This window comes from Streptomyces atratus (assembly GCF_040655115.1).
GTDB classification, from domain to species: Bacteria; Actinomycetota; Actinomycetes; order Streptomycetales; family Streptomycetaceae; genus Streptomyces; species Streptomyces atratus_D.
Genome location: NZ_JBFAJH010000055.1, coordinates 13,439 through 31,495, shown reverse-complemented (window position 1 = coordinate 31,495; position 18,057 = coordinate 13,439). Strand labels below are relative to the sequence as shown.

Genomic DNA, 18,057 nt, shown 5'->3' with positions numbered 1-18,057 from the left:
GAGTGGACGGGGAAGGCGCCCCAGGACACGAAGACGCCTCTTTTCGGGTGTCTCAGCACAGGAGTTCCTTGAGCGCCGCGAAGCTGCGCTCCGCTGCGCCGAGCGAACCCGGCGGATCGGGCAGGGTGTTGGGTGCCGTGTCCTGCTCCCAGATGCCGACATGCGAGGCGCGCGGCCCGATGTCGCGGACGAACTTCTCGTACGGAAGGTCTCCGGCACCGAACTCGACGATGTCGAAGCCGTTGGCGTTCGCCGCGTTGGCGTCGCCGTCCTTCATGTGGAACAGCGGGTAGCGGTAGGGTTGGTTGCGTACGTACGCGGCCGGGTCGAATCCGGGCCAGCGGTACTGGCCCACGTACGCCCAGTAGATGTCCAGCTCCAGATAGACGTGGCGCGGGTCGGCGTTCTTGAGGAACACGTCGTACAGCCGGACCGACGGCTGGTCGGTGGCGAACGCGAACTCGCCCGCATGGTTGTGCTGGTAGAGTTTCAGGCCGCGCGCGGTCGCCGCGGCGCCCCAGACGTTGAACTCGTCGGCGGCGGCGCGGTAGCCCGCGGCGCCAGTTCGCCCACGACCAGGACGGGGTTGTTGCCGGTTGCGGTGAGCCCGCCGCGCACGATCGCGTTGTCGAGCACGGCGTTCGCGGTGCTGTCGGTGACCTCGACGTCGCCGCCGAAGTATGAGGCGCCCGCGCAGGATCCGAGCAGACCCTCGCCGCCGATCTGGAGATTGTCGGAGTTGCCCGCGTACTTGGCGGCGCCGTACACCTCGCTGGCGCAGAACACGCCGCCGACGGCGTTGCCGCTGGAGGTGAGCGCGCCCTTGACGGTGCTGTCGTACACGTCGGTGTACTGGTTGCTGTCACCCGTCAGCGACGCGCTGAGGGTGCTGCCGGAGACGTACAGCTCCCCGGTCTCGGTGCTGACGTTGCCGCCGAGCATCGAGTCGACTGCGTAGACGAATCCCTCGGTGGCGTTGACCGCCTTGAGGTTGCTCTTCTCCAGGTGCGTGCCGAAAGCGGATTCGGTGGTCAGCGCGCCCTTGACGGTGGCCACCGGGCTCCCGGATGCCACCTGTGAGGCCGTGGCGATGAACGTACGGATCTTCATGTCGCTTCCCTTCCGCTGCGGTCACGGCGGAGCCGGTGACCCGGCCGGTTTCCCATGTTTTCGACAGGGGGTGCTGCACGGTGCGTGAGCGGCCTTGACGGCGATCGCGCAGCGCCTCTTGACGGCCGGTGGCCCGGCCATGGGGGGAGAGACGCGGAAAGACTCGTGAGATGAACGGCGTTCGTGTGATAGCTGATCGGCTGCGGGGTTACCGCGACGAAACACATGCCTCGGTGGGCCGAGACATTAGAGCGCCGCGTGTGGGCTGTCCAGAGGTTCAGTACGAATCTCTGGAACTTTCTAATGAATCATCAAAAGATCTGAGGTGCCGGTAGGAAAGGCGAAGGAACGTCCACCGACCCACGGGGGAGTGTGCAACGGCGCGTCTGTGCCGAAGCGTTCGCAGTCGTGAAGGGAGTGGGCGGCTTCGGGGGCCCGGCGGACGTAACACGCCTCGGCGACCGAGTTCCGGGTCCTCTGCCAGCAGGTCTCGCAGCTCAGTGGACAGGTCCCGATGGGCGGCCATGGCCGCGCGGACGCCGGAATCCGGGGCAGCGGCCAGTTCCGGGGACAGACCGACGTAACGGACGGCGGCTCCTGGCCAACTGAAGCACTCAGGTCGCTGCCCGGGACACAGACTGAGGGGGCATCGGTCGCTCGGAGTAGGCCTTGCGCCTCACGCGCGCTTCTGGCCTACAGGCTAGGGTCAGCGCTCATGCAGACCACGGGGATCGTTCGCCGTCAGGTGCCGGAGCGTAGGCGCGACACGCTGGAGCGGCTCGTTACGGAGCGCGATATTTGGGTGTCGACAGCTCATCCTGAACACGGGCCGCACCAGGTGCCGCTGTGGTTCTTGTGGGATGGGCGAGCGGTGTGGATGTGCACCAGTACGACTTCCGTGACTGCGCGGAACGTCCGCACCGAGCCGCGCGTGCGCCTGGCGCTGCCGGACACCTTCGATGTGGTGCTTCTCCAGGGTGAGGCGGACGGCTTCCCCGACCAGGAGGTGCCCGGTGACGCGGCGGAGGCGTTCGCCGATAAGTTCGGGTGGGACCCGCGCACGGAGGAAAGTTCTTTTCTGTATGTGCGGGTGGTGCCGAAGACTGTGCGCGCTTGGCGCGGCGAGCCGGAACTACGCGGCAGAGTCATCATGCGCGACGGGACATGGCTGGGATGACGGCCGTCCCGTTCCTCGCCCCAGACATCGGAACGCTGCTTGTGGGCTTGCGGCCAACTCCATGGCGGGGTCAGCCTGGTGGTCCAGTTCGCGGGCGGTCGGGCTCTGGTACCCGCATACGTGGTGTGGTCGGCGGGTGTGAGAGAAGCCGGCCACGCTGCGAAGGGACACTGATGAGCCGCCCCGCTGCGGGTCAGCCGGAATCGGCCCCCGGCCCGGCTCACAGCGGGGCTCTGCCTGTTCTTCACAGCGAGCGTGCCGCCGAACCCGCAGCACTCCTCGGAGCCCGGCAGCTCGACCGGTTCCGCCGGCGGTGGCAGGCGGTGCGGATCGGAGGCTGCCCGCAGTTCTGGGCGGCCGGGAAGCCCACTTCCTCACCGAGACGTTCGAGGAGCTTCGCGGTGGCGAAGCCCGTGGCCGGTGGACGGCGTCGTTCACTCGGGTGGGCAAGAGGCGACGCGCATCACAGGCCCTCTCCGGCCGGCGCGAGACGGGCCTCGGCCGCGTCCCAGGCGGCGGGGTCGCCGCCGGGCGGGTAGTGGCGCAACTGCTGGGTGTGCGCGACCAGTCGGCGCATCGAGGAGAGGTCGCCGACCAGACCGGCGGCCCTGGCCTGGACGAGGACGTTGCCGAGCGCGGTGGCCTCGGCGGGGCCCGCCACCACCGGCAGTCCGCAGGCGTCGGCGGTCAGCCGGCACAGCAGTTCGTTGCGAGAGCCGCCGCCCACCAGATGGACCTGGCTGACGTCGTGGTCGGCGAGCCGCATGGCCTGCCGCAGGACCCGGCGGTGGGCCAGCGCCAGGCTCTCCAGGATGCAGCGGACCAGGGCGCCCCGGCTGTCGGGGACGGGCTGCACGGTGCGGCGGCAGTAGGCGCGGATCTGCTCCGGCATGTCACCGGGGGCGAGGAAGTCCGGCGCGTCCGGGTCGATCACCGAGACGAACGGCCGGGCCCGGCCGGCCTCGGCGAGCAGCTCGGGCAGTCCGGTCGGCAAACCCTGCGCCGCCCAGGTGCGGCGGCATTCCTCCAGGAGCCACATGCCCATGATGTTGCGCAGGTAGCGGATGGTGCCGTCGACGCCGCGCTCATTGGTGAAGCAGGCCTTCCGGGACTCCTCGCTCAGGATGGGGGCGTTCAGCTCCAGTCCCGCCAGGGACCAGGTGCCGCACGAGATGTACGCGAAACGGGGGTCGGTGGCCGGTACCGCGACGACGGCCGAGGCGGTGTCGTGGGAGGCGACCGTGGTCACCGGGGTGCTGGTGCCGAGCCCGGTGTACGCGGCGACGTGCGGCAGCAAGGTGCCCGCGGGGTCACCGGGTGCGCGCAGCGGCGGCAGCAGGCCGGGGGAGAGGGAGAGCTGCTCGAGGAGGTCGGGGCGCCAGGCGCCGGTGCGTGCGTCGAAGAGTGCGGTGGTGGAGGCGTTGGTCTCCTCGGCGCCTGTGGTTCCCGTCAGCCAGTGGATGAACAGGTCGGGGACGAGCAGCAGGGTGCGGGCGGCGTCCATCTGGGCGGTGCCGGCTGCGGCGGCGAGCTGGAAGACGGTGTTGAAGGGCAGGTACTGAAGGCCCGTGATCCGGTACAGCTCCTGGGCGTCGATCCGGGAGAACACGGTGTCGGCGGCACCGTCGGTGCGGCTGTCGCGGTAGTGGAAGGGGTGCCCGAGCAGCGCGCCGTCACGGTCCAGCAGCCCGTAGTCCACCGCCCAGCTGTCCACCCCGACGGAGGCGATCCGGCCGTCGGTACTGCGGGCGGCCTGGCGCAGCCCGTCGAGGACCCCCTGGAAGAGGGCGAGTACGTCCCAGTGCAGCCCGTCGGACAGCCGCACCGGTGTGTTGGCGAACCGGTGCAGCTCGGTGAGGACGAGGCGGTCCGACGCGACCTCGCCGAGGACGACTCGTCCACTGGTGGCACCCAGGTCGGCCGCGGCGAACAGGGCGGGGGACGCGGAGGGGGATGGGGTGGTGGTCATGAGGTGGCTCCTCCGCGGGGCGTGCGGTGGTGTCGATGGGGGAGGGCGGGGTCGGAGCGGCGTGACGTGGCCTTGCCGCCCCGGCGGGGAACCGGGCGCGCCGGGCCCCTGCTGTCCTCGGGCCCGTGGGCGTGGACGCACGGGGACGTCCGGACGGCCTGTGCGGTGGTGAACCGTCGGACGTACCCCGTGCGGGGGAAGCCGGGGCCGACGGTGCGGGGCCGGCGCCGGCGGGGTCGGCGGGCTGTCACCGGGCCGGGCGCGGTGTGCCCGGCCCGGTGACAGCGTTGCGTTATCGCAGGAAGGCGGCGGCGACGCCGGCGTCGACCGGGACGTGGAGGCCGGTGGTGTGTGTGAGGTCCCCGCCGGTCAGCGCGAACACCGCGTTCGCGACGTGCTCGGGGAGTACCTCGCGCTTGAGCAGGGTGCGCTGGGCGTAGAACTCGCCGAGCTTCTCCTCCTCGATGCCGTAGGTCGCGGCGCGCTGCGCGCCCCAGCCGCCGGCGAAGATTCCGGAGCCGCGGACCACGCCGTCCGGGTTGACGCCGTTGACGCGGATGCCGTGCTCGCCCAACTCGGCCGCCAGGAGCCGTACCTGGTGGGCCTGGTCGGCCTTGGTGGCGGAGTAGGCGATGTTGTCGGGGCCGGCGAAGACCGCGTTCTTGGAGGCGATGTAGACGATGTCGCCACCCAGTTCCTGCTGGATCATCACGCGGGCCGCCTCGCGGGAGACGAGGAAGGAACCGCGGGCCATGATGTCGTGCTGGAGGTCCCAGTCCTTCGCGGTGGTCTCCAGCAGGGGCTTGGAGATGGAGATGCCCGCGTTGTTGACGACCAGGTCGACGCCGCCGAAGGCCAGTACCGCTGCCTTGAACGCGTCGGTGATCTGTTCCTCGGAGGTGACGTCCACGGTGACCGCGACGGCCCTGTCGGGGCCGCCCAGCTCGTCCGCGACCGCCTGCGCGTTCGTCGCGTCGAGGTCCGCGATCACGACGCAGGCGCCCTCGGCGGCCAGTCGGCGGGCGATCGCCCTGCCGATGCCGCTGCCCGCGCCCGTCACCAGCGCGACGCGTGTGGCGAGCGCCTTGGGCTTCGGCATCCGCTGGAGTTTGGCCTCCTCCAGGGCCCAGTACTCGATGCGGAACTTCTCCGATTCCTCGATCGGCGCGTACGTGGAGACGGCTTCGGCTCCGCGCATCACGTTGATCGCGTTGACGTAGAACTCGCCGGCCACGCGCGCGGTCTGCTTGTCCTTGCCGAAGGAGAACATGCCGACGCCGGGGACGAGCACGATCGCCGGGTCGGCGCCGCGCATCGCGGGGGAGTCGGGCTCCGCGTGGCGCTGGTAGTAGGCGGCGTACTCCTCGCGGTAGGCGGTGTGCAGTTCCTTCAGCCGGGCGGCCGCCTCGTCCAGGGGCGTGGCCGGTGGCAGGTCGAGGACGAGCGGGCGGACCTTCGTACGCAGGAAGTGGTCCGGGCAGGAGGTGCCCAGCGCCGCGAGCCGGGGGTGCTCGGCGCGGGCGAGGAAGTCGAGGACGACGTCGGAGTCGGTGAAGTGGCCGACCTGCGGGCGGTCCTGCGATGCGAGAGCCCGGATGCACGGTGCCAGGGCCGCGGCCCTTTCCCGGCGGTCCGTCTCGGACAGGGCCTCGTATCCCTTGACGACCGGCCCGAACGGTTCGTCCCGGCCGTGCTCGGCGAGGAAGGTTTCGGCGGTGCGGATGATGTGCAGCGAGTTGTGCTCGCATTCCTCGGCCGTGGCACCCCAGGCGGTGATGCCGTGGCCGCCCAGGATGCAGCCGATCGCCTGCGGGTTGGCCTCCTTGACCGCCGCGATGTCCAGGCCGAGCTGGAAACCGGGGCGGCGCCAGGGCACCCACACCACGCTGTCGCCGAAGCACTCGGCGGTCAGCTTCTCGCCGTCGGCGGCGCAGGCCAGTGCGATACCGGAGTCGGGGTGCAGGTGGTCGACGTGGGGCGCGTCCACCAGGCCGTGCATCGCGGTGTCGATGGACGGGGCGGCGCCGCCCTTGCCGTGCGCGCAGTAGTCGAACGCGGCGACCATCTCGTCCTCGCGCTCCACACCGGGGTAGACGTCGGTGAGGGCGCGCAGCCGGTCCAGGCGCAGTACGGCCAGACCGGCCTCGGTCAGGGTGCCGAGGTCGCCGCCCGACCCCTTGACCCACATGAGTTCGACGTCGCCGCCGGTCACCGGGTCGGTCTCGGTGCCCTTCGCGGAGGTGTTGCCGCCCGCGTAGTTGGTGTTGCGGGGGTCGGCGCCGAGCCGGCGGGACCGGGCCAGCAGGGCCGCGGCTTCGGGATGGGGAGCCATGTTCCTGGTCCTTAAGAGAGAGTGTCTGCTTGTGCTCGGAAGCCCCGAAGGGCGCGGGGAGCCGCGGCGCCGGCCGTGCGGCTCCGTCGGGGCGCGGGGAACCGTGCCGCCTTGGCGGGCGGCCGTGCGGCGGATCCGTGCCGATGTGGCGGGACCGGCGCACGCTCGCGGTCCCGTGGCGGCCCGGCCGGATCCGCCGCGGCGCTCACGCGCCCCAGCCGGCCTGCTGCCCGCCGGCCCGCTCCTCGGCGATCTTCGCCGCCCAGCCGGAACGGTGGTACGCGGCGACCGGGTCCGCGTCCAGGCCCAGCTCTTCGCGCACCTCGCCCAGCAGCGGACGTACGTCCGTGTTGTAGGCGTCCATCAGCACGGCGTTCGCGGTGAGCACGTCGCCCGAGCGCTGGGCAGCCGTCAGCGCCGCACGGTCGACGAGCAGCGCCTTGGCCGTAGCCTCCTGGACGTTCATCACCGAACGGATGATCGCCGGGATCTTGGCCTCGATGTTGTGGCACTGGTCGAGCATGAACGCGACGTCCGGGGTGAAGCCGCCGCCGCGGATCACCTCGTACATGATCCGGAACAGCTGGAAGGGGTCGGCGGCGCCGGCCATCAGGTCGTCGTCCGCGTAGAAGCGGGAGTTGAAGTCGAAGGCGCCGAGCTTCCCCTCACGCAGCAGGGTGGCGACGATGAACTCGATGTTGGTGCCCGGGGCGTGGTGCCCGGTGTCGACGACGACCTGAGCCCTGTCGCCCAGCTTGAGGCAGTGGGCGTACGCCGTGCCCCAGTCCGGCACGTCGGTCGTGTAGAAGGCGGGCTCGAAGAACTTGTACTCCAGCAGCAGCCGCTGGTCGTCGCCGAGCCGCTCGTACACGTTCGCCAGGCCCTCGGCGAGCCGGTCCTGGCGCTCGCGGACGTCGTCCTGGCCGGGATAGTTGGTGCCGTCGGCGAACCACAGCTTGAGGTCCTTCGAACCGGTCGCATCCATGATGTCGACGCATTCGAGGAGGTGGTCCAGGGCCTTGCGGCGGACGGCGGCGTCCGGATGGCAGACACTGCCCAGCTTGTAGTCGTCGTCCTGGAAGGTGTTGGAGTTGATGGTGCCCAGCTTCAGGCCGCGCTCCTTGGCGTACGAGGCGAGCGCCGCGTAGTCGTCGACCCTGTCCCAGGGGATGTGCAGCGCGACGGTCGGCGCGGCCCCGGTGAACTCGTGGACCTTCGCCGCGTCGTCCAGCTTCTCCCACGGGGTGCGTGGCACTCCTGCCTGGGCGAACACCTTGAAGCGGGTACCGGAGTTGCCGTAGCCCCAGGACGGCGTCTCGATCCGCTGTCCGGCGAGTGCGGCCTTCACGGCAGCGATGTCAGTCATGTTCACCTCGGGAAGCGCGACAGCCCGGAACTGGGCCGGCAGACACACACATGTGTGAATCGATTCATTACACGGGAAAGTTAGCCCCGAGTTTCGTGGGCGTCAAGAGTCTCCGCTGAAGGCGGCCGCGTTGCGCAATCGTGTTATTGATCTTCCGCGGCCCGCAGGCAGGCTTTATTTCGTACAGGTAATGGGGGACTGACTGGTGGACTTGCTTGCCTTTCTCCTGTTTCGCCCCGTTGCGTCGAAGTCGACCTCTTGACCTGAGGGGCGGGCAGGGCTAGCTTCCGGGCAACCTCACTGAAACATTTCATGCCGGGTGATCGCATCGGCACGGTTCGGCGTGCACAGATCCCCTGGCCGACCCTGACCCCCATGGAGAGACACATGACGCAACCCGAACCGGATGCCACTCCGGTCCTCGCGCTGGAGGAGGTGAGCAAGTCCTTCGGTGCCGTCCGGGCCCTGCGCGGAGTCTCCCTGCGGCTGTACGCCGGAGAGGCCCACGCCCTCGCCGGCGAGAACGGTGCGGGCAAGTCGACCCTGATCAAGGCCCTGGCCGGTGTGCACCGGCCCGACACCGGTACGGTGCTGCTCGACGGATCACCGGTGGAGTTCCACGGCCCGGCCGACGCCCGTGACGCGGGCGTCGCCGTGATCTACCAGGAGCCGACGCTCTTCCCCGACCTGTCGGTCGCCGAAAACATCTTCGTGGGCCGCCAGCCGACCCGCTCCTTCGGCCGGGTCGACCACCGCGCGGTGAAGCAGGCCGCCGCCGACCTCTTCGCCCGCCTCGGAGTCGACCTCGACCCGGAACAGCCCGCCCGCGGACTGTCCATCGCCGACCAGCAGCTCGTCGAGATCGCCAAGGCGCTCTCCTTCGACGCCCGCGTGCTGATCATGGACGAGCCGACCGCCGCCCTCACCGGCAGCGAGGTGTCCCGCCTCTTCGGCGTCGTCAGGACGTTGCGCGAGCAGGGCGCCGCCGTGCTGTTCATCTCGCACCGCCTGGAGGAGATCTTCGAGCTGTGCCAGCGGGTGACCACCCTGCGCGACGGCGCCTGGATCGCCAGCGAGCCGCTGGCCGGACTCACCGAGGACGACCTGGTGCGCCGCATGGTCGGCCGCGACCTCGACGAGCTGTACCCCAAGCAGGAGACCGAGACCGGCGAGGCGGCGCTCACGGTGCGCCGGCTCACCCGTGAGGGCGTCTTCACCGACGTGTCCTTCGAGGTGCGGCGCGGCGAGATCGTGGGCCTGGCCGGACTGGTGGGGGCGGGCCGCAGTGAGGTGGCGCGGGCCGTGTTCGGCGTCGACCGCTGGGACGGCGGCGAGGTCGAGGTGCTCGGCCGGAAGCTCAAGCCGGGTGCTCCGAGCCTGGCCATGGCTGCGGGCCTCGCCCTCGTCCCGGAGGACCGCCGCGCCCAGGGCCTGGTGATGGACATGTCCATCGAACGCAACATCGGGCTCACCGGCTTCGCCGAAACCACCCGCGCCGGCCTGATGAACCGCCGGGCCGAGCGCGACCGCGCCGTCGACTGGGCCGTGAAGCTCCAGGTGAAGTACGCCCGACTGGCCGACGTCGTCGGCACCTTGTCGGGCGGCAACCAGCAGAAGGTCGTCCTGGCCAAGTGGCTGGCGACCGCGCCCCAGGTGCTGATCGTGGACGAGCCGACCCGCGGCATCGACGTCGGCACCAAGGCCGAGGTGCACCGGCTGCTGTCCTCGCTCGCCGCCGAGGGCGTCGCGGTGCTGATGATCTCCTCCGACCTGCCGGAGATCCTCGGCATGGCCGACCGGGTCCTGGTGATGCACGAGGGCCGCCTGGCCGCGGAGATACCGCGCGCGGAGGCGACCGAGGAGACCGTGATGGCGGCGGCCACCGGCCGCGCAGCCCGAGGAAGGGACGCGGCATGACCACGACCGCCGAACCGGTGCGGAGCGCACCCGCATCCCGGGCCGCCGGCGCGCGCACCCTCATCGACAAGATGTTCAAGGCGCGCGAACTGGCAGTCCTCGCCGTGCTCGTGGTGATGCTCGGCGCCACCCAGATCTACAACGGCGAGTTCCTGTCCGAGCAGGGCATCAAGGACCTGCTGCTCAACGCGACCATCCTGGCCCTCGTCGCCACCGGCCAGGCCGTCGTGGTGATCACCCGGAACGTCGACCTGTCGGTCGGCTCGGTGCTCGGCATCTCCGCCTTCGCCGCCGGCAACTACCTGAACGGCGGGGGCAGCCCGCTGCTCGCGGTACTGCTCGCAGTCGCGCTCGGAGCGCTCTTCGGGCTTCTCAACGGCGCCCTGGTCAGCCTCGGCAAGGTGCCCGCCCTCGTGGTCACCCTCGGCACCCTCTACATCATCCGCGGCATCGACTCCATCTGGGTCGGCTCCCGTCAGATCACCGCGGACGCGTTGCCCGAAGGCTTCGTCGGCTTCGGCCACGACGGCATCTGGGCGGTCCCCTACCTCGCCCTGCTCGCCCTCGTCGTACTCCTCACGGTCGGCTACTACCTGCGCAGCTACCGCAGCGGACGCGACCTGTACGCCTTGGGCTCCAGCCCCGAGGCGGCCAGTCTCGCGGGTGTCCCGGTCCGGGGCCGCATCATGACCGCGTACGTCCTGTGCGGCGCCCTCGCCGGACTCGCCGGCGCCCTCTACCTCGCCCGCTTCGGCAACGTCGACTCCGCCACCGGCAACGGCTACGAACTCACCGTCGTCAGCGCCGTCGTGGTCGGCGGCGTCGCCTTCACCGGCGGCTCCGGAAGCGTCTACGGAGCGGCGCTCGGGGCCGTCCTGCTCACCTCCATCAACAGCGTGCTCCCCGCGATCGGCGTCAGCTCGGTCTGGGTCACCGCGATCAACGGCATCCTGCTGCTGCTCGCCATCGCCGTCGACCGGATCCTGGCCTTGCGGGTCGCCGCAGTGCTGCGCAAGAAGGCCGCACAGATGAGGAGTGCCCGCCATGACTGACACCACTACGAAGGCCACGGCCCGGCGCGGCCTCGGCGGCGCGGTGCGCTGGGACACCGCGGTGGGCGCCCTGTTCGTCGTCCTGCTGCTGTGCTCCTTCTCGTTCGTCGACAACTTCGGCAACGCGCTCAACGTCTCGTTCCTGATCGGCAACACCCTGCCGATCGCCCTGATCGCGCTGCCCATGACGCTGCTGGTGGTCTCCGGCGAGGTCGACCTTTCGGTGGGTTCCACAGCGGGCCTGTCGGGAGCGGTGATGGGTGCCCTGTGGAACGAGGGCATGAGCATCGAGACGACCATCCCGCTGTGCCTGCTGCTCGGTGTGGTCTGCGGTCTGATCAACGGACTGCTCGTCACCCGCCTCGGCCTGCCCTCCCTCGCCGTCACCATCGGCACCATGGCCGCCTACCGGGGCATCGCCCAGATCGTCCTCGGCTCCGACTCGGTCACCGACTTCCCCTCCCAGTACCTGGACTTCGGCGCGGGCCGGATCGGCGACACCTTCATCCCGTACGCCGCACTGCCGTTCCTGGTGCTGCTGGCCATCGCGGTGGTCGTCCTGCACGCCACCCCCGTCGGGCGTTCGCTGTTCGCGATCGGCGCCTCCGAGGAGGCGGCCCGGTTCGCCGGCATCCGCGTCAAGCGCCTGAAGCTGTCCATGTTCGTCACCACCGGTCTGCTCTCCGCGCTCACCGGTGTCTTCTGGGCCCTGCACTACGCCAGTGCCCGCTACGACAACGCCACCGGCCTCGAACTCTCCGTCATCGCCGCGGTCCTGCTCGGCGGCATCGACTTCGACGGCGGCAAGGGCACCCTCGGTGGCGCGATCGCCGGTGTGTTCCTGCTCGGCACCCTGCAGAACGTGATGAGCCTGCTCAACGTTTCCGCCCAGTCCCAGATCGTCGTCACCGGTGTCCTGCTGGTCGTCTCCGTCCTCGCCCCGCGCGTCGGCCGGCAGATCGCCCAGAGCAGGGCTCGCAGAAAGGCGACCGCGGTTCCCCTGGGACCGCCGGCCGCCACCTCCTGAAGGGACGCCGACACTGTCGGCGGGGAGGCGGAGCGGCACCGTCCGCCGCGCCCCGAACCAGGCAACACCCCCGTACAAATCCGTACTTCGCAACGATAGGACCCTCATGTCTCTCGCCGCCGTCAGAACCCGTCGACTCACCCTCGCCGTCGCCACCGCCACCGTTCTCGCCCTGGGCGCCACCGCCTGCGGCGGCACCACCAAGAACGACACGGACAAGAAGTCCGGTTCCGCCGTGACCGGAAAGGCCGACGCCAACGCGGAAACCAAGAAGGGCCTGAAGATCGCCTTCCTGCCCAAGCAGGTCAACAACCCGTACTTCACCATCGCCGACACGGCCGGCAAGAAGGCCGTCGAGGAGCTCGGTTCGACCTACCAGGAGGTCGGCACCAGCAGCGGCACCGACACCTCCGGCCAGGTCTCCTACGTCAACACCCTCACCCAGCAGCAGGTGAACGCCATCGCGGTGTCCGCCCAGGACCCCGGTGCCCTGTGCACCGCGCTGAAGCAGGCGATGAAGAACGGCGTCAGCGTCGTCACCTACGACTCCGACACCAAGACCGACTGCCGCCAGGTCTTCGTCTCCCAGGCCTCCGCGGAGGACCTCGGCCGTACCCAGGTCCAGCAGATGGCGAAGCAGATCGGCGGCAGGGGCGAGATCGCGATCCTGTCCGCCGCCCAGACCGCCACCAACCAGAACACCTGGATCGACTTCATGAAGGAGGAACTGAAGAAGCCCGAGTACAAGGACATCAAGCTGGTCAAGGTCGCCTACGGCGACGACGACGCCCAGAAGTCCTTCCAGCAGACCCAGGGCCTGCTTCAGGAGTACCCCGACCTGAAGGGGATCATCTCCCCGACCACCGTGGGCATCAAGGCCGCCGCCCAGTACCTGTCCGGCTCCAAGTACAAGGGCAAGGTCAAGCTGACCGGCCTGGGCACCCCCAACGACATGCGTGCCTACGTCAAGAACGGCACCGTCGACGCCTTCGAGCTGTGGGACCCGAACAAGCTCGGTGAGCTCGCCGCCCGCACCGCCGTCGCCCTGCAGTCGGGCCAGATCACCGGCGCCGAGGGGCAGACCTTCAAGGCCGGCGGCATGGGGACATACACCATCGGCAAGGACGGTGTGGTCTCCCTCGGCAAGCCGACCGTCTTCGACGCGAAGAACATCGACCAGTACACGTTCTGATCCCAGCACGGGTGGGGCCGCTCCGCCGCGACCGCGGGGAGGCGGCCCCACCCCCGTACGCACCCACCAAGGACATGACATGCAGCGTGTCTGCTTCCTGCTCAAGGTCAGGCCCGACCGGGCCGAGGAGTACCGCGAACGCCACCGGCACGTGTGGGCCGAGATGCGCGAGGCGCTCTCCGCGGCCGGCTGGCACAACTACTCGCTCTTCCTGCGCGAGGACGGTCTGCTGGTCGGCTATCTGGAGACCGAGGACTTCGACGCGGCCCGCGCCGCCATGGACGCCACCGACGTGAACGCGCGGTGGCAGGCCGCGATGTCCGAGTTCTTCGAGGAGCTGGACGGCCGGGCACCCGACGCCGCCATGCTCCCCCTCACGGAGGTGTTCCACCTGCCATGAGAACCGGGCTGGGCTTCTCCGGGACGGACGGCTCCTTGCCCCTCCCGCCGACCGACGGCCCCGTCATCCGCGGAGCCGACCGGGAAGGCGCCTTGGCGAGGCGTACGACGGGCAACCGGTCCGCAGTCGGCATCAAGGACGTGGCACGGGAGGCGAAGGTCTCCGTCGGCACCGTCTCCAATGTGCTCAACCGCCCCGAACGGGTCTCCGACCGGACCCGCCGCCATGTCCAGCAGGTGATCGCCCGCCTCGGCTACGTCCGCAGCGAGTCCGCCCGCCAACTGCGGGCGGGCCGCAGCCGTATCGTCTCGCTGCTGGTCCTGGACATGGGCAACCCGTTCTTCGTCGACGTCGTGCGCGGGGCCGAACGCACCGCACGCGACGCGGGATTGGGCGTCATGGTCTGCAACAGTGGCCAGAGCGTCCAGGAGGAGGCGGACTACCTCGCACTCTTCGCCGAGCAACGGGTGCGCGGGGCACTGGTCACCTCCGCCGACTCCAGCGGCCGTACGCTGCGCGAGTTCCGCCGGTTCGGCATTCCCTTCGTGGTCGTTGACCGGGTGGACGGCAACGAGGAGGGCTGCTCGGTCGCCGTCGACAACGTGGCAGGCGGCGCTCTGGCCATCAGACACCTGACGGCCGCAGGTCACCGCCGGATCGCCTTCGTCAGCGGGCCCGAGCACCTCAAACAGGTGCAGGACCGGCGGGCGGGCGCCCTGGCGGCCCTCGACGAGGCGGGGCTGCCCCACGAGGCACTGCACGAACTGCCCACCGACCGCCTCGACGTGGCCGCGGGCCGCGACGCCGGGGCCCGCCTGCTGGGGCTGGCGCGGCGGCCCGCCGCAGTGTTCTGCGCCAACGACCTGCTGGCCCTGGGGGTGCTCCAGACGCTGTACACCGCGGGGGTGAGAGTGCCCGACGACATCGCCATCGTCGGTTACGACGACATCGAGTTCGCGGCCGCGGCCACCGTGCCGCTCACCTCGGTGCGTCAGCCCGCCTACGCCATCGGCTCCATCGCCGCCGACCTGCTGCTGCAGGAGACGGGGGAGAATGCCGGCGAGCACCGGCACGAACACGTGGTGCTCCCGCCGGAGCTGGTGGTACGGCAGTCGAGCACGGCCGGCGGCTGAGGACGCCGGGGCCACGGAGCATCAGGGTCCGGAGCGCCGGGGCCCACGGAGCCCAGGGTCCGGAGCGCCGGGGTCCGCAATGCCGGGCCGGGAGACACCGGGGGCCGCTTCCCGAAGGCGGGGGAGCGAACCCCGGTGTTCCGCGTTCTGCCGTGCCCGCGCAGCCCGGTCGCCCCGGCCACCACCCGTTCTCCGCCCTCCCCGTACAACACGGCGGGCCGGGGCGGGGACACCTGGTCCTCCGCCCCGGCCCGCGCGCTCACGGCGGTGCCGTGCTCACGCGTGCACGGTCGCGGTCCCGTACGGCACCACCCGCACCGGGCCCAGCAGCCCGTACGCCTGACGCGTGGCGGCGCCGAACACCGGCGCGTCGGCCACCCGAAGCCGGTTCAGCAGCGTCGTCGCCACCTCCACCTCGACGGTGTTGGAGCCGTGCCGCAGCCGTGAGCCCAGGTCCACCGCCCGCGTCACCTGGTCCGCCGGCGGAAGGTCTCGGCCGTTGACGCGGATGCGGAAGGTGTCGCAGACCTCGCCCAGCTCCAGCCGCGCCCCGGTCCCCTCGGTCCACTCCTTGCCCAGGGTGAAGGCGGCGCGGTAGGTACCCACGCCCGACACGTCCTCCAGACCGGTGATCTGCGACCACGGCAGCAGCCGGTCCGGCAGCGACAGCCGGTGCCGCACACGGACGGTCTCGGTGGCCTTCGAGCCCGGCTGCCAGTCCTCCACGTCCAGCTTCCACGACTCCAGGGCGAACGGCGCGGGCACCGTCCGGACGACGGCGTTCACCGAGCGCCCGTTGTCGAACGTGGTGCGGTAGGCGCCCGCGGCGGCGGCCCGCACCTCGAACGTCCGGCCGTCGGCGGTGACCACCTCGTCGGCGAGGGTGGCGGTGACGTGCCGGGCACAGACGCCACCGGTGGGCCGGGACAGCCGCACGATGCTCACGGCACCGGGCGCCAGGTCCACGGTGAGACGGATCCGCCCGTCCTCGGTGCGGGTGTATGCGGCGAGCGGCGTGACCGAACCGGTCCACGGGTCCAGCAGGTGGGGGACTGCCCCGCGGGACTGACCGGTCAGGGTGACATCGTGACGGATCCGGGAACCTGTCGACCCCTTCTTGCTGACCGCGTCGTTGGCGAAGAAGAAGTAGTCCGCGTCGTCGTCCCGGCGGTGCGCGTGCAGCAGCATCGATCTCTCGGCGTACTCCACGTCGCGCCGCAGCCCCAGCGCCTCGATGGCCTCGGGCACGTTGGGACGGTCCGCGACGGTGTGCACGGTGGGCCGCTTCTGCAGCCCCACGAGGAGTTCGCGCAGCCGGGTGTTGTCGTCCGCGGCGGCGGGCATCCCGGGCACGTGCGCGTCCGACCAGTTGCCTATCAGGATGATCGCGAGACCCGCGTCCGCGTAGGCGACCAGCCGCCGGGCCACATCGAGCTGGAGCGTGTGTTCACGGCCGCTCATGACGTCGCCGTCGACGACCAGCGCCTTGCAGGAGGGGCCGTCGGGGGCGAACCGGCCGTTGCGCACCACGGCACTGGGCAGGTCGAGCAGACGCGGGCTGAGGAAGGTGTGCGTCCAGCCGACGGGCACGCCGTCACCGGTGAACCAGGGCGCCCCGAGCCCGGAACCCGCGTAGCCCTTCTGCCGCAGCACCCCCACATCGACCTGGTTGACCCCGGTCTGCAGCACCTGCTGGATCCTGGCCAGGCAGTCGGCGACGATGTCGGCGTGCTGCCAGGTGGGCTGGCGCGGGCCCCAGGCCTCGCCGTACCCGGCACCGCCTCTGTACGGCGAGAAGGCGGCGAAGCCCGGCCAGGCGGCGCCGGGCGCGTCGGCGTAGGCGAAGCCGTGGAACACCGCCTGGTTGACGCCGGCCGCGTACTGGATGACCAGCTTCTTCAAGGTGGCGGACCAGGTGGTCGAGTAGGCGCCGTTGGCCACACCGCCGGCCTCGTTCGACAGGACGAGCCGGCCGCCCATGTCCCGGCCGCCCGCCAGGCACCGGAAGTCGTCCAGGTTCTTGAAGCCGAGGGACTCGCCCTCGGGGATGTCCAGGATCGCCGCCTTGTAGATCGCGTCGGTCTCCAGGCCGTACGGCTGGATGCGCAGCTTCAGGCCCAGAGTGTGTGCCCAGTTCTGCAGCGGACGCAGGTGGTGCTCGACGTACAGCTCGGTGATGACGTCCATGACGTCGCTGCGCACCGGCTTGTCGACGGCCGGGCCGAAGCTGAAGACGGGCTTCTCCTTCTTCTCGACCACGGCCGCCAGGTACGGCAGCAGCGAGTACCCCTTGCGGCGCTCGAACTCGGCGGGCAGCTTCGGGGTCCACAGGGTGGCGTCGGTCTCCAGCTCGATGGAGTCCTCGAACAGCGCGCCGCCCACGTCGCGCAACAGCGACCGGATCGCCGGGGTGAGGATGTGCTTTTCCCAGAAGCCGGTGACGGCGCCGGTGCCCGCGTCGCTGAAGTGGTCGACGACGTAGGAGAGCGGGGCGGTGTGCGCCGGGCCCTCCGGGCGCTGGCCGGAGCCGCGCTCCCAGTAGGCGACGACCAGCCAGCTGCCGTCGTCGGGCGCGGTCCAGGTCAGGGTGGAGCCGCGCACCGCCGAGGTGAGGTCGGTGACGCTGGACTGGTCCAGGACGACGGGAACGGCGCCGGCCGAGCTGCCCGTGGCGACCCGGACGGCCTGCACCAGCAGCGGCCGCTGGACGGTGACATCCCCGGAGGCCTCGGACACCGCGGCCGGAAGCGGCCCCGAGTAGGTCTCGCCCGGCGCCACCACGGCCTGGCCGTGCGCGAGTTCCTTGGCCGCCGCGGTGCTGTCCGGGGTGATCGAGGGAACCGCTGCCGGCCAGGCCGGGCCGACCGTCAGGTCCACCACCACGTCGTGCCGCTTCGCGGCTCGCAGCGCGGCCTCGACGGCCGCCGTCCACGCCGGGGTGCCCCAGCCGTAGCGCTGGGCGTCGATCTGCTGGCTGAGGCTGTGGGTGACGGCCGCGATTTCCACGCCGCCGAAACCGGCGGCGGCGATCCTCCCGATCTCGTCCGCGATCTCACGGGTGTTCACCAGCGCGTCGGGCCACCACCATCGGAACTTGGGGCGCACGCCGGACTCCGGGTCGCCGAAGCCGCGCGGCACGGTGCTGCCCTTGCCTTCCTCCGCCGCCGCGGGAACTGCCGTCAGGGGCAGGGAAGTCGCGGCCGCACCGGCCAGGGCCCCCATCGTCAGTACGGTTCGCCGTCGCAGGCTCATGTTGCTCCTTGTCGGGCCCACCGGGGCGCGAAGCACCGGGACCTGGAACGCAGGTTCATTTGAAACGCGGTTCAAACGATTCAATTAACGCGCCGGAAATCTACGTGCTCGGTGTACTCAAGGCAATAGG

Annotated in this window: 13 protein-coding genes; 7 read left to right on the top strand and 6 right to left on the bottom strand. The window is 70.6% G+C overall.

What is annotated here, in order from left to right; all coding sequences use genetic code 11:
• Window positions 1-52: 52 nt before the first annotated feature.
• Both AB0I23_RS35025 and AB0I23_RS35020 read right to left on the bottom strand, forming a co-directional pair.
• The gene (locus tag AB0I23_RS35025) at window positions 53-418 is read right to left on the bottom strand and encodes a hypothetical protein (protein ID WP_359115777.1); all 366 of its coding nucleotides are present in this window, start codon (window positions 416-418) and stop codon (window positions 53-55) included.
• 71 nt (window positions 419-489) lie between these two features.
• The gene (locus AB0I23_RS35020; RefSeq protein ID WP_359115775.1) at window positions 490-1,110 is read right to left on the bottom strand and encodes a hypothetical protein; all 621 of its coding nucleotides are present in this window, start codon (window positions 1,108-1,110) and stop codon (window positions 490-492) included.
• Window positions 1,111-1,825: 715 nt separating this feature from the next.
• Between AB0I23_RS35020 and AB0I23_RS35015 the strand changes: the two genes are divergently transcribed.
• On the top strand, window positions 1,826-2,287 hold the full coding sequence (locus AB0I23_RS35015; protein ID WP_359115772.1) for a pyridoxamine 5'-phosphate oxidase family protein: 462 nt from the start codon (window positions 1,826-1,828) through the stop codon (window positions 2,285-2,287).
• A gap of 463 nt (window positions 2,288-2,750) precedes the next feature.
• Here AB0I23_RS35015 and AB0I23_RS35010 read toward each other — a convergent pair whose 3' ends face one another.
• The 3 genes from AB0I23_RS35010 to rhaI all read right to left on the bottom strand — a co-directional run bounded on the left by AB0I23_RS35010 (window position 2,751) and on the right by rhaI (window position 7,954).
• On the bottom strand, window positions 2,751-4,256 hold the full coding sequence (locus AB0I23_RS35010; protein ID WP_359115770.1) for a rhamnulokinase: 1,506 nt from the start codon (window positions 4,254-4,256) through the stop codon (window positions 2,751-2,753).
• A gap of 292 nt (window positions 4,257-4,548) precedes the next feature.
• Entirely contained in the window at window positions 4,549-6,588 is a 2,040-nt protein-coding gene (locus AB0I23_RS35005; RefSeq protein WP_359115767.1) for a bifunctional aldolase/short-chain dehydrogenase, read from the bottom strand.
• A 205-nt stretch (window positions 6,589-6,793) separates the two neighbouring features.
• On the bottom strand, window positions 6,794-7,954 hold the full coding sequence (gene rhaI / locus AB0I23_RS35000; protein WP_359115764.1) for an L-rhamnose isomerase: 1,161 nt from the start codon (window positions 7,952-7,954) through the stop codon (window positions 6,794-6,796).
• 387 nt (window positions 7,955-8,341) lie between these two features.
• On the opposite strand from rhaI, the gene AB0I23_RS34995 reads away from it, so the two are divergent.
• The 6 genes from AB0I23_RS34995 to AB0I23_RS34970 all read left to right on the top strand — a co-directional run bounded on the left by AB0I23_RS34995 (window position 8,342) and on the right by AB0I23_RS34970 (window position 14,675).
• Entirely contained in the window at window positions 8,342-9,871 is a 1,530-nt protein-coding gene (locus AB0I23_RS34995) for a sugar ABC transporter ATP-binding protein (protein WP_359115761.1), read from the top strand.
• Window positions 9,868-10,923: an ABC transporter permease gene (locus AB0I23_RS34990; protein WP_359115759.1), complete on the top strand. Its 1,056-nt coding sequence runs from the start codon at window positions 9,868-9,870 to the stop codon at window positions 10,921-10,923. The genes AB0I23_RS34995 and AB0I23_RS34990 overlap by 4 nt, the downstream gene beginning before the upstream one ends.
• The gene (locus tag AB0I23_RS34985) at window positions 10,916-11,950 is read left to right on the top strand and encodes an ABC transporter permease (protein ID WP_359115756.1); all 1,035 of its coding nucleotides are present in this window, start codon (window positions 10,916-10,918) and stop codon (window positions 11,948-11,950) included. The genes AB0I23_RS34990 and AB0I23_RS34985 overlap by 8 nt, the downstream gene beginning before the upstream one ends.
• A gap of 106 nt (window positions 11,951-12,056) precedes the next feature.
• Entirely contained in the window at window positions 12,057-13,142 is a 1,086-nt protein-coding gene (gene rhaS, locus AB0I23_RS34980) for a rhamnose ABC transporter substrate-binding protein (RefSeq protein WP_359115753.1), read from the top strand.
• A 79-nt stretch (window positions 13,143-13,221) separates the two neighbouring features.
• A complete protein-coding gene (locus AB0I23_RS34975; protein ID WP_359115751.1) occupies window positions 13,222-13,542 on the top strand; it encodes an L-rhamnose mutarotase in 321 nt (106 codons plus the stop codon).
• Window positions 13,539-14,675 (top strand): LacI family DNA-binding transcriptional regulator, encoded by a 1,137-nt coding sequence (locus tag AB0I23_RS34970; protein ID WP_359115748.1) that lies wholly within the window; start codon window positions 13,539-13,541, stop codon window positions 14,673-14,675. Before AB0I23_RS34975 ends, AB0I23_RS34970 begins: the two co-directional genes overlap by 4 nt.
• 276 nt (window positions 14,676-14,951) lie before the next feature.
• Here the strand turns inward: AB0I23_RS34970 and AB0I23_RS34965 are convergent, their stop codons facing one another.
• Window positions 14,952-17,927 (bottom strand): glycosyl hydrolase, encoded by a 2,976-nt coding sequence (locus tag AB0I23_RS34965; protein WP_359115745.1) that lies wholly within the window; start codon window positions 17,925-17,927, stop codon window positions 14,952-14,954.
• Between the last annotated feature and the right edge of the window lie 130 nt (window positions 17,928-18,057).

Coding starts and splice junctions, on each gene's coding strand:
- AB0I23_RS35020 (WP_359115775.1), bottom strand. CDS start 1,110: ATGAAGATCCGTACGTTCATCGCCACGGCCTCACAGGTGGCATCCGGG.
- AB0I23_RS35015 (WP_359115772.1), top strand. CDS start 1,826: ATGCAGACCACGGGGATCGTTCGCCGTCAGGTGCCGGAGCGTAGGCGC.
- AB0I23_RS35010 (WP_359115770.1), bottom strand. CDS start 4,256: ATGACCACCACCCCATCCCCCTCCGCGTCCCCCGCCCTGTTCGCCGCG.
- AB0I23_RS35005 (WP_359115767.1), bottom strand. CDS start 6,588: ATGGCTCCCCATCCCGAAGCCGCGGCCCTGCTGGCCCGGTCCCGCCGG.
- rhaI (WP_359115764.1), bottom strand. CDS start 7,954: ATGACTGACATCGCTGCCGTGAAGGCCGCACTCGCCGGACAGCGGATC.
- AB0I23_RS34995 (WP_359115761.1), top strand. CDS start 8,342: ATGACGCAACCCGAACCGGATGCCACTCCGGTCCTCGCGCTGGAGGAG.
- AB0I23_RS34990 (WP_359115759.1), top strand. CDS start 9,868: ATGACCACGACCGCCGAACCGGTGCGGAGCGCACCCGCATCCCGGGCC.
- AB0I23_RS34985 (WP_359115756.1), top strand. CDS start 10,916: ATGACTGACACCACTACGAAGGCCACGGCCCGGCGCGGCCTCGGCGGC.
- rhaS (WP_359115753.1), top strand. CDS start 12,057: ATGTCTCTCGCCGCCGTCAGAACCCGTCGACTCACCCTCGCCGTCGCC.
- AB0I23_RS34975 (WP_359115751.1), top strand. CDS start 13,222: ATGCAGCGTGTCTGCTTCCTGCTCAAGGTCAGGCCCGACCGGGCCGAG.
- AB0I23_RS34970 (WP_359115748.1), top strand. CDS start 13,539: ATGAGAACCGGGCTGGGCTTCTCCGGGACGGACGGCTCCTTGCCCCTC.
- AB0I23_RS34965 (WP_359115745.1), bottom strand. CDS start 17,927: ATGAGCCTGCGACGGCGAACCGTACTGACGATGGGGGCCCTGGCCGGT.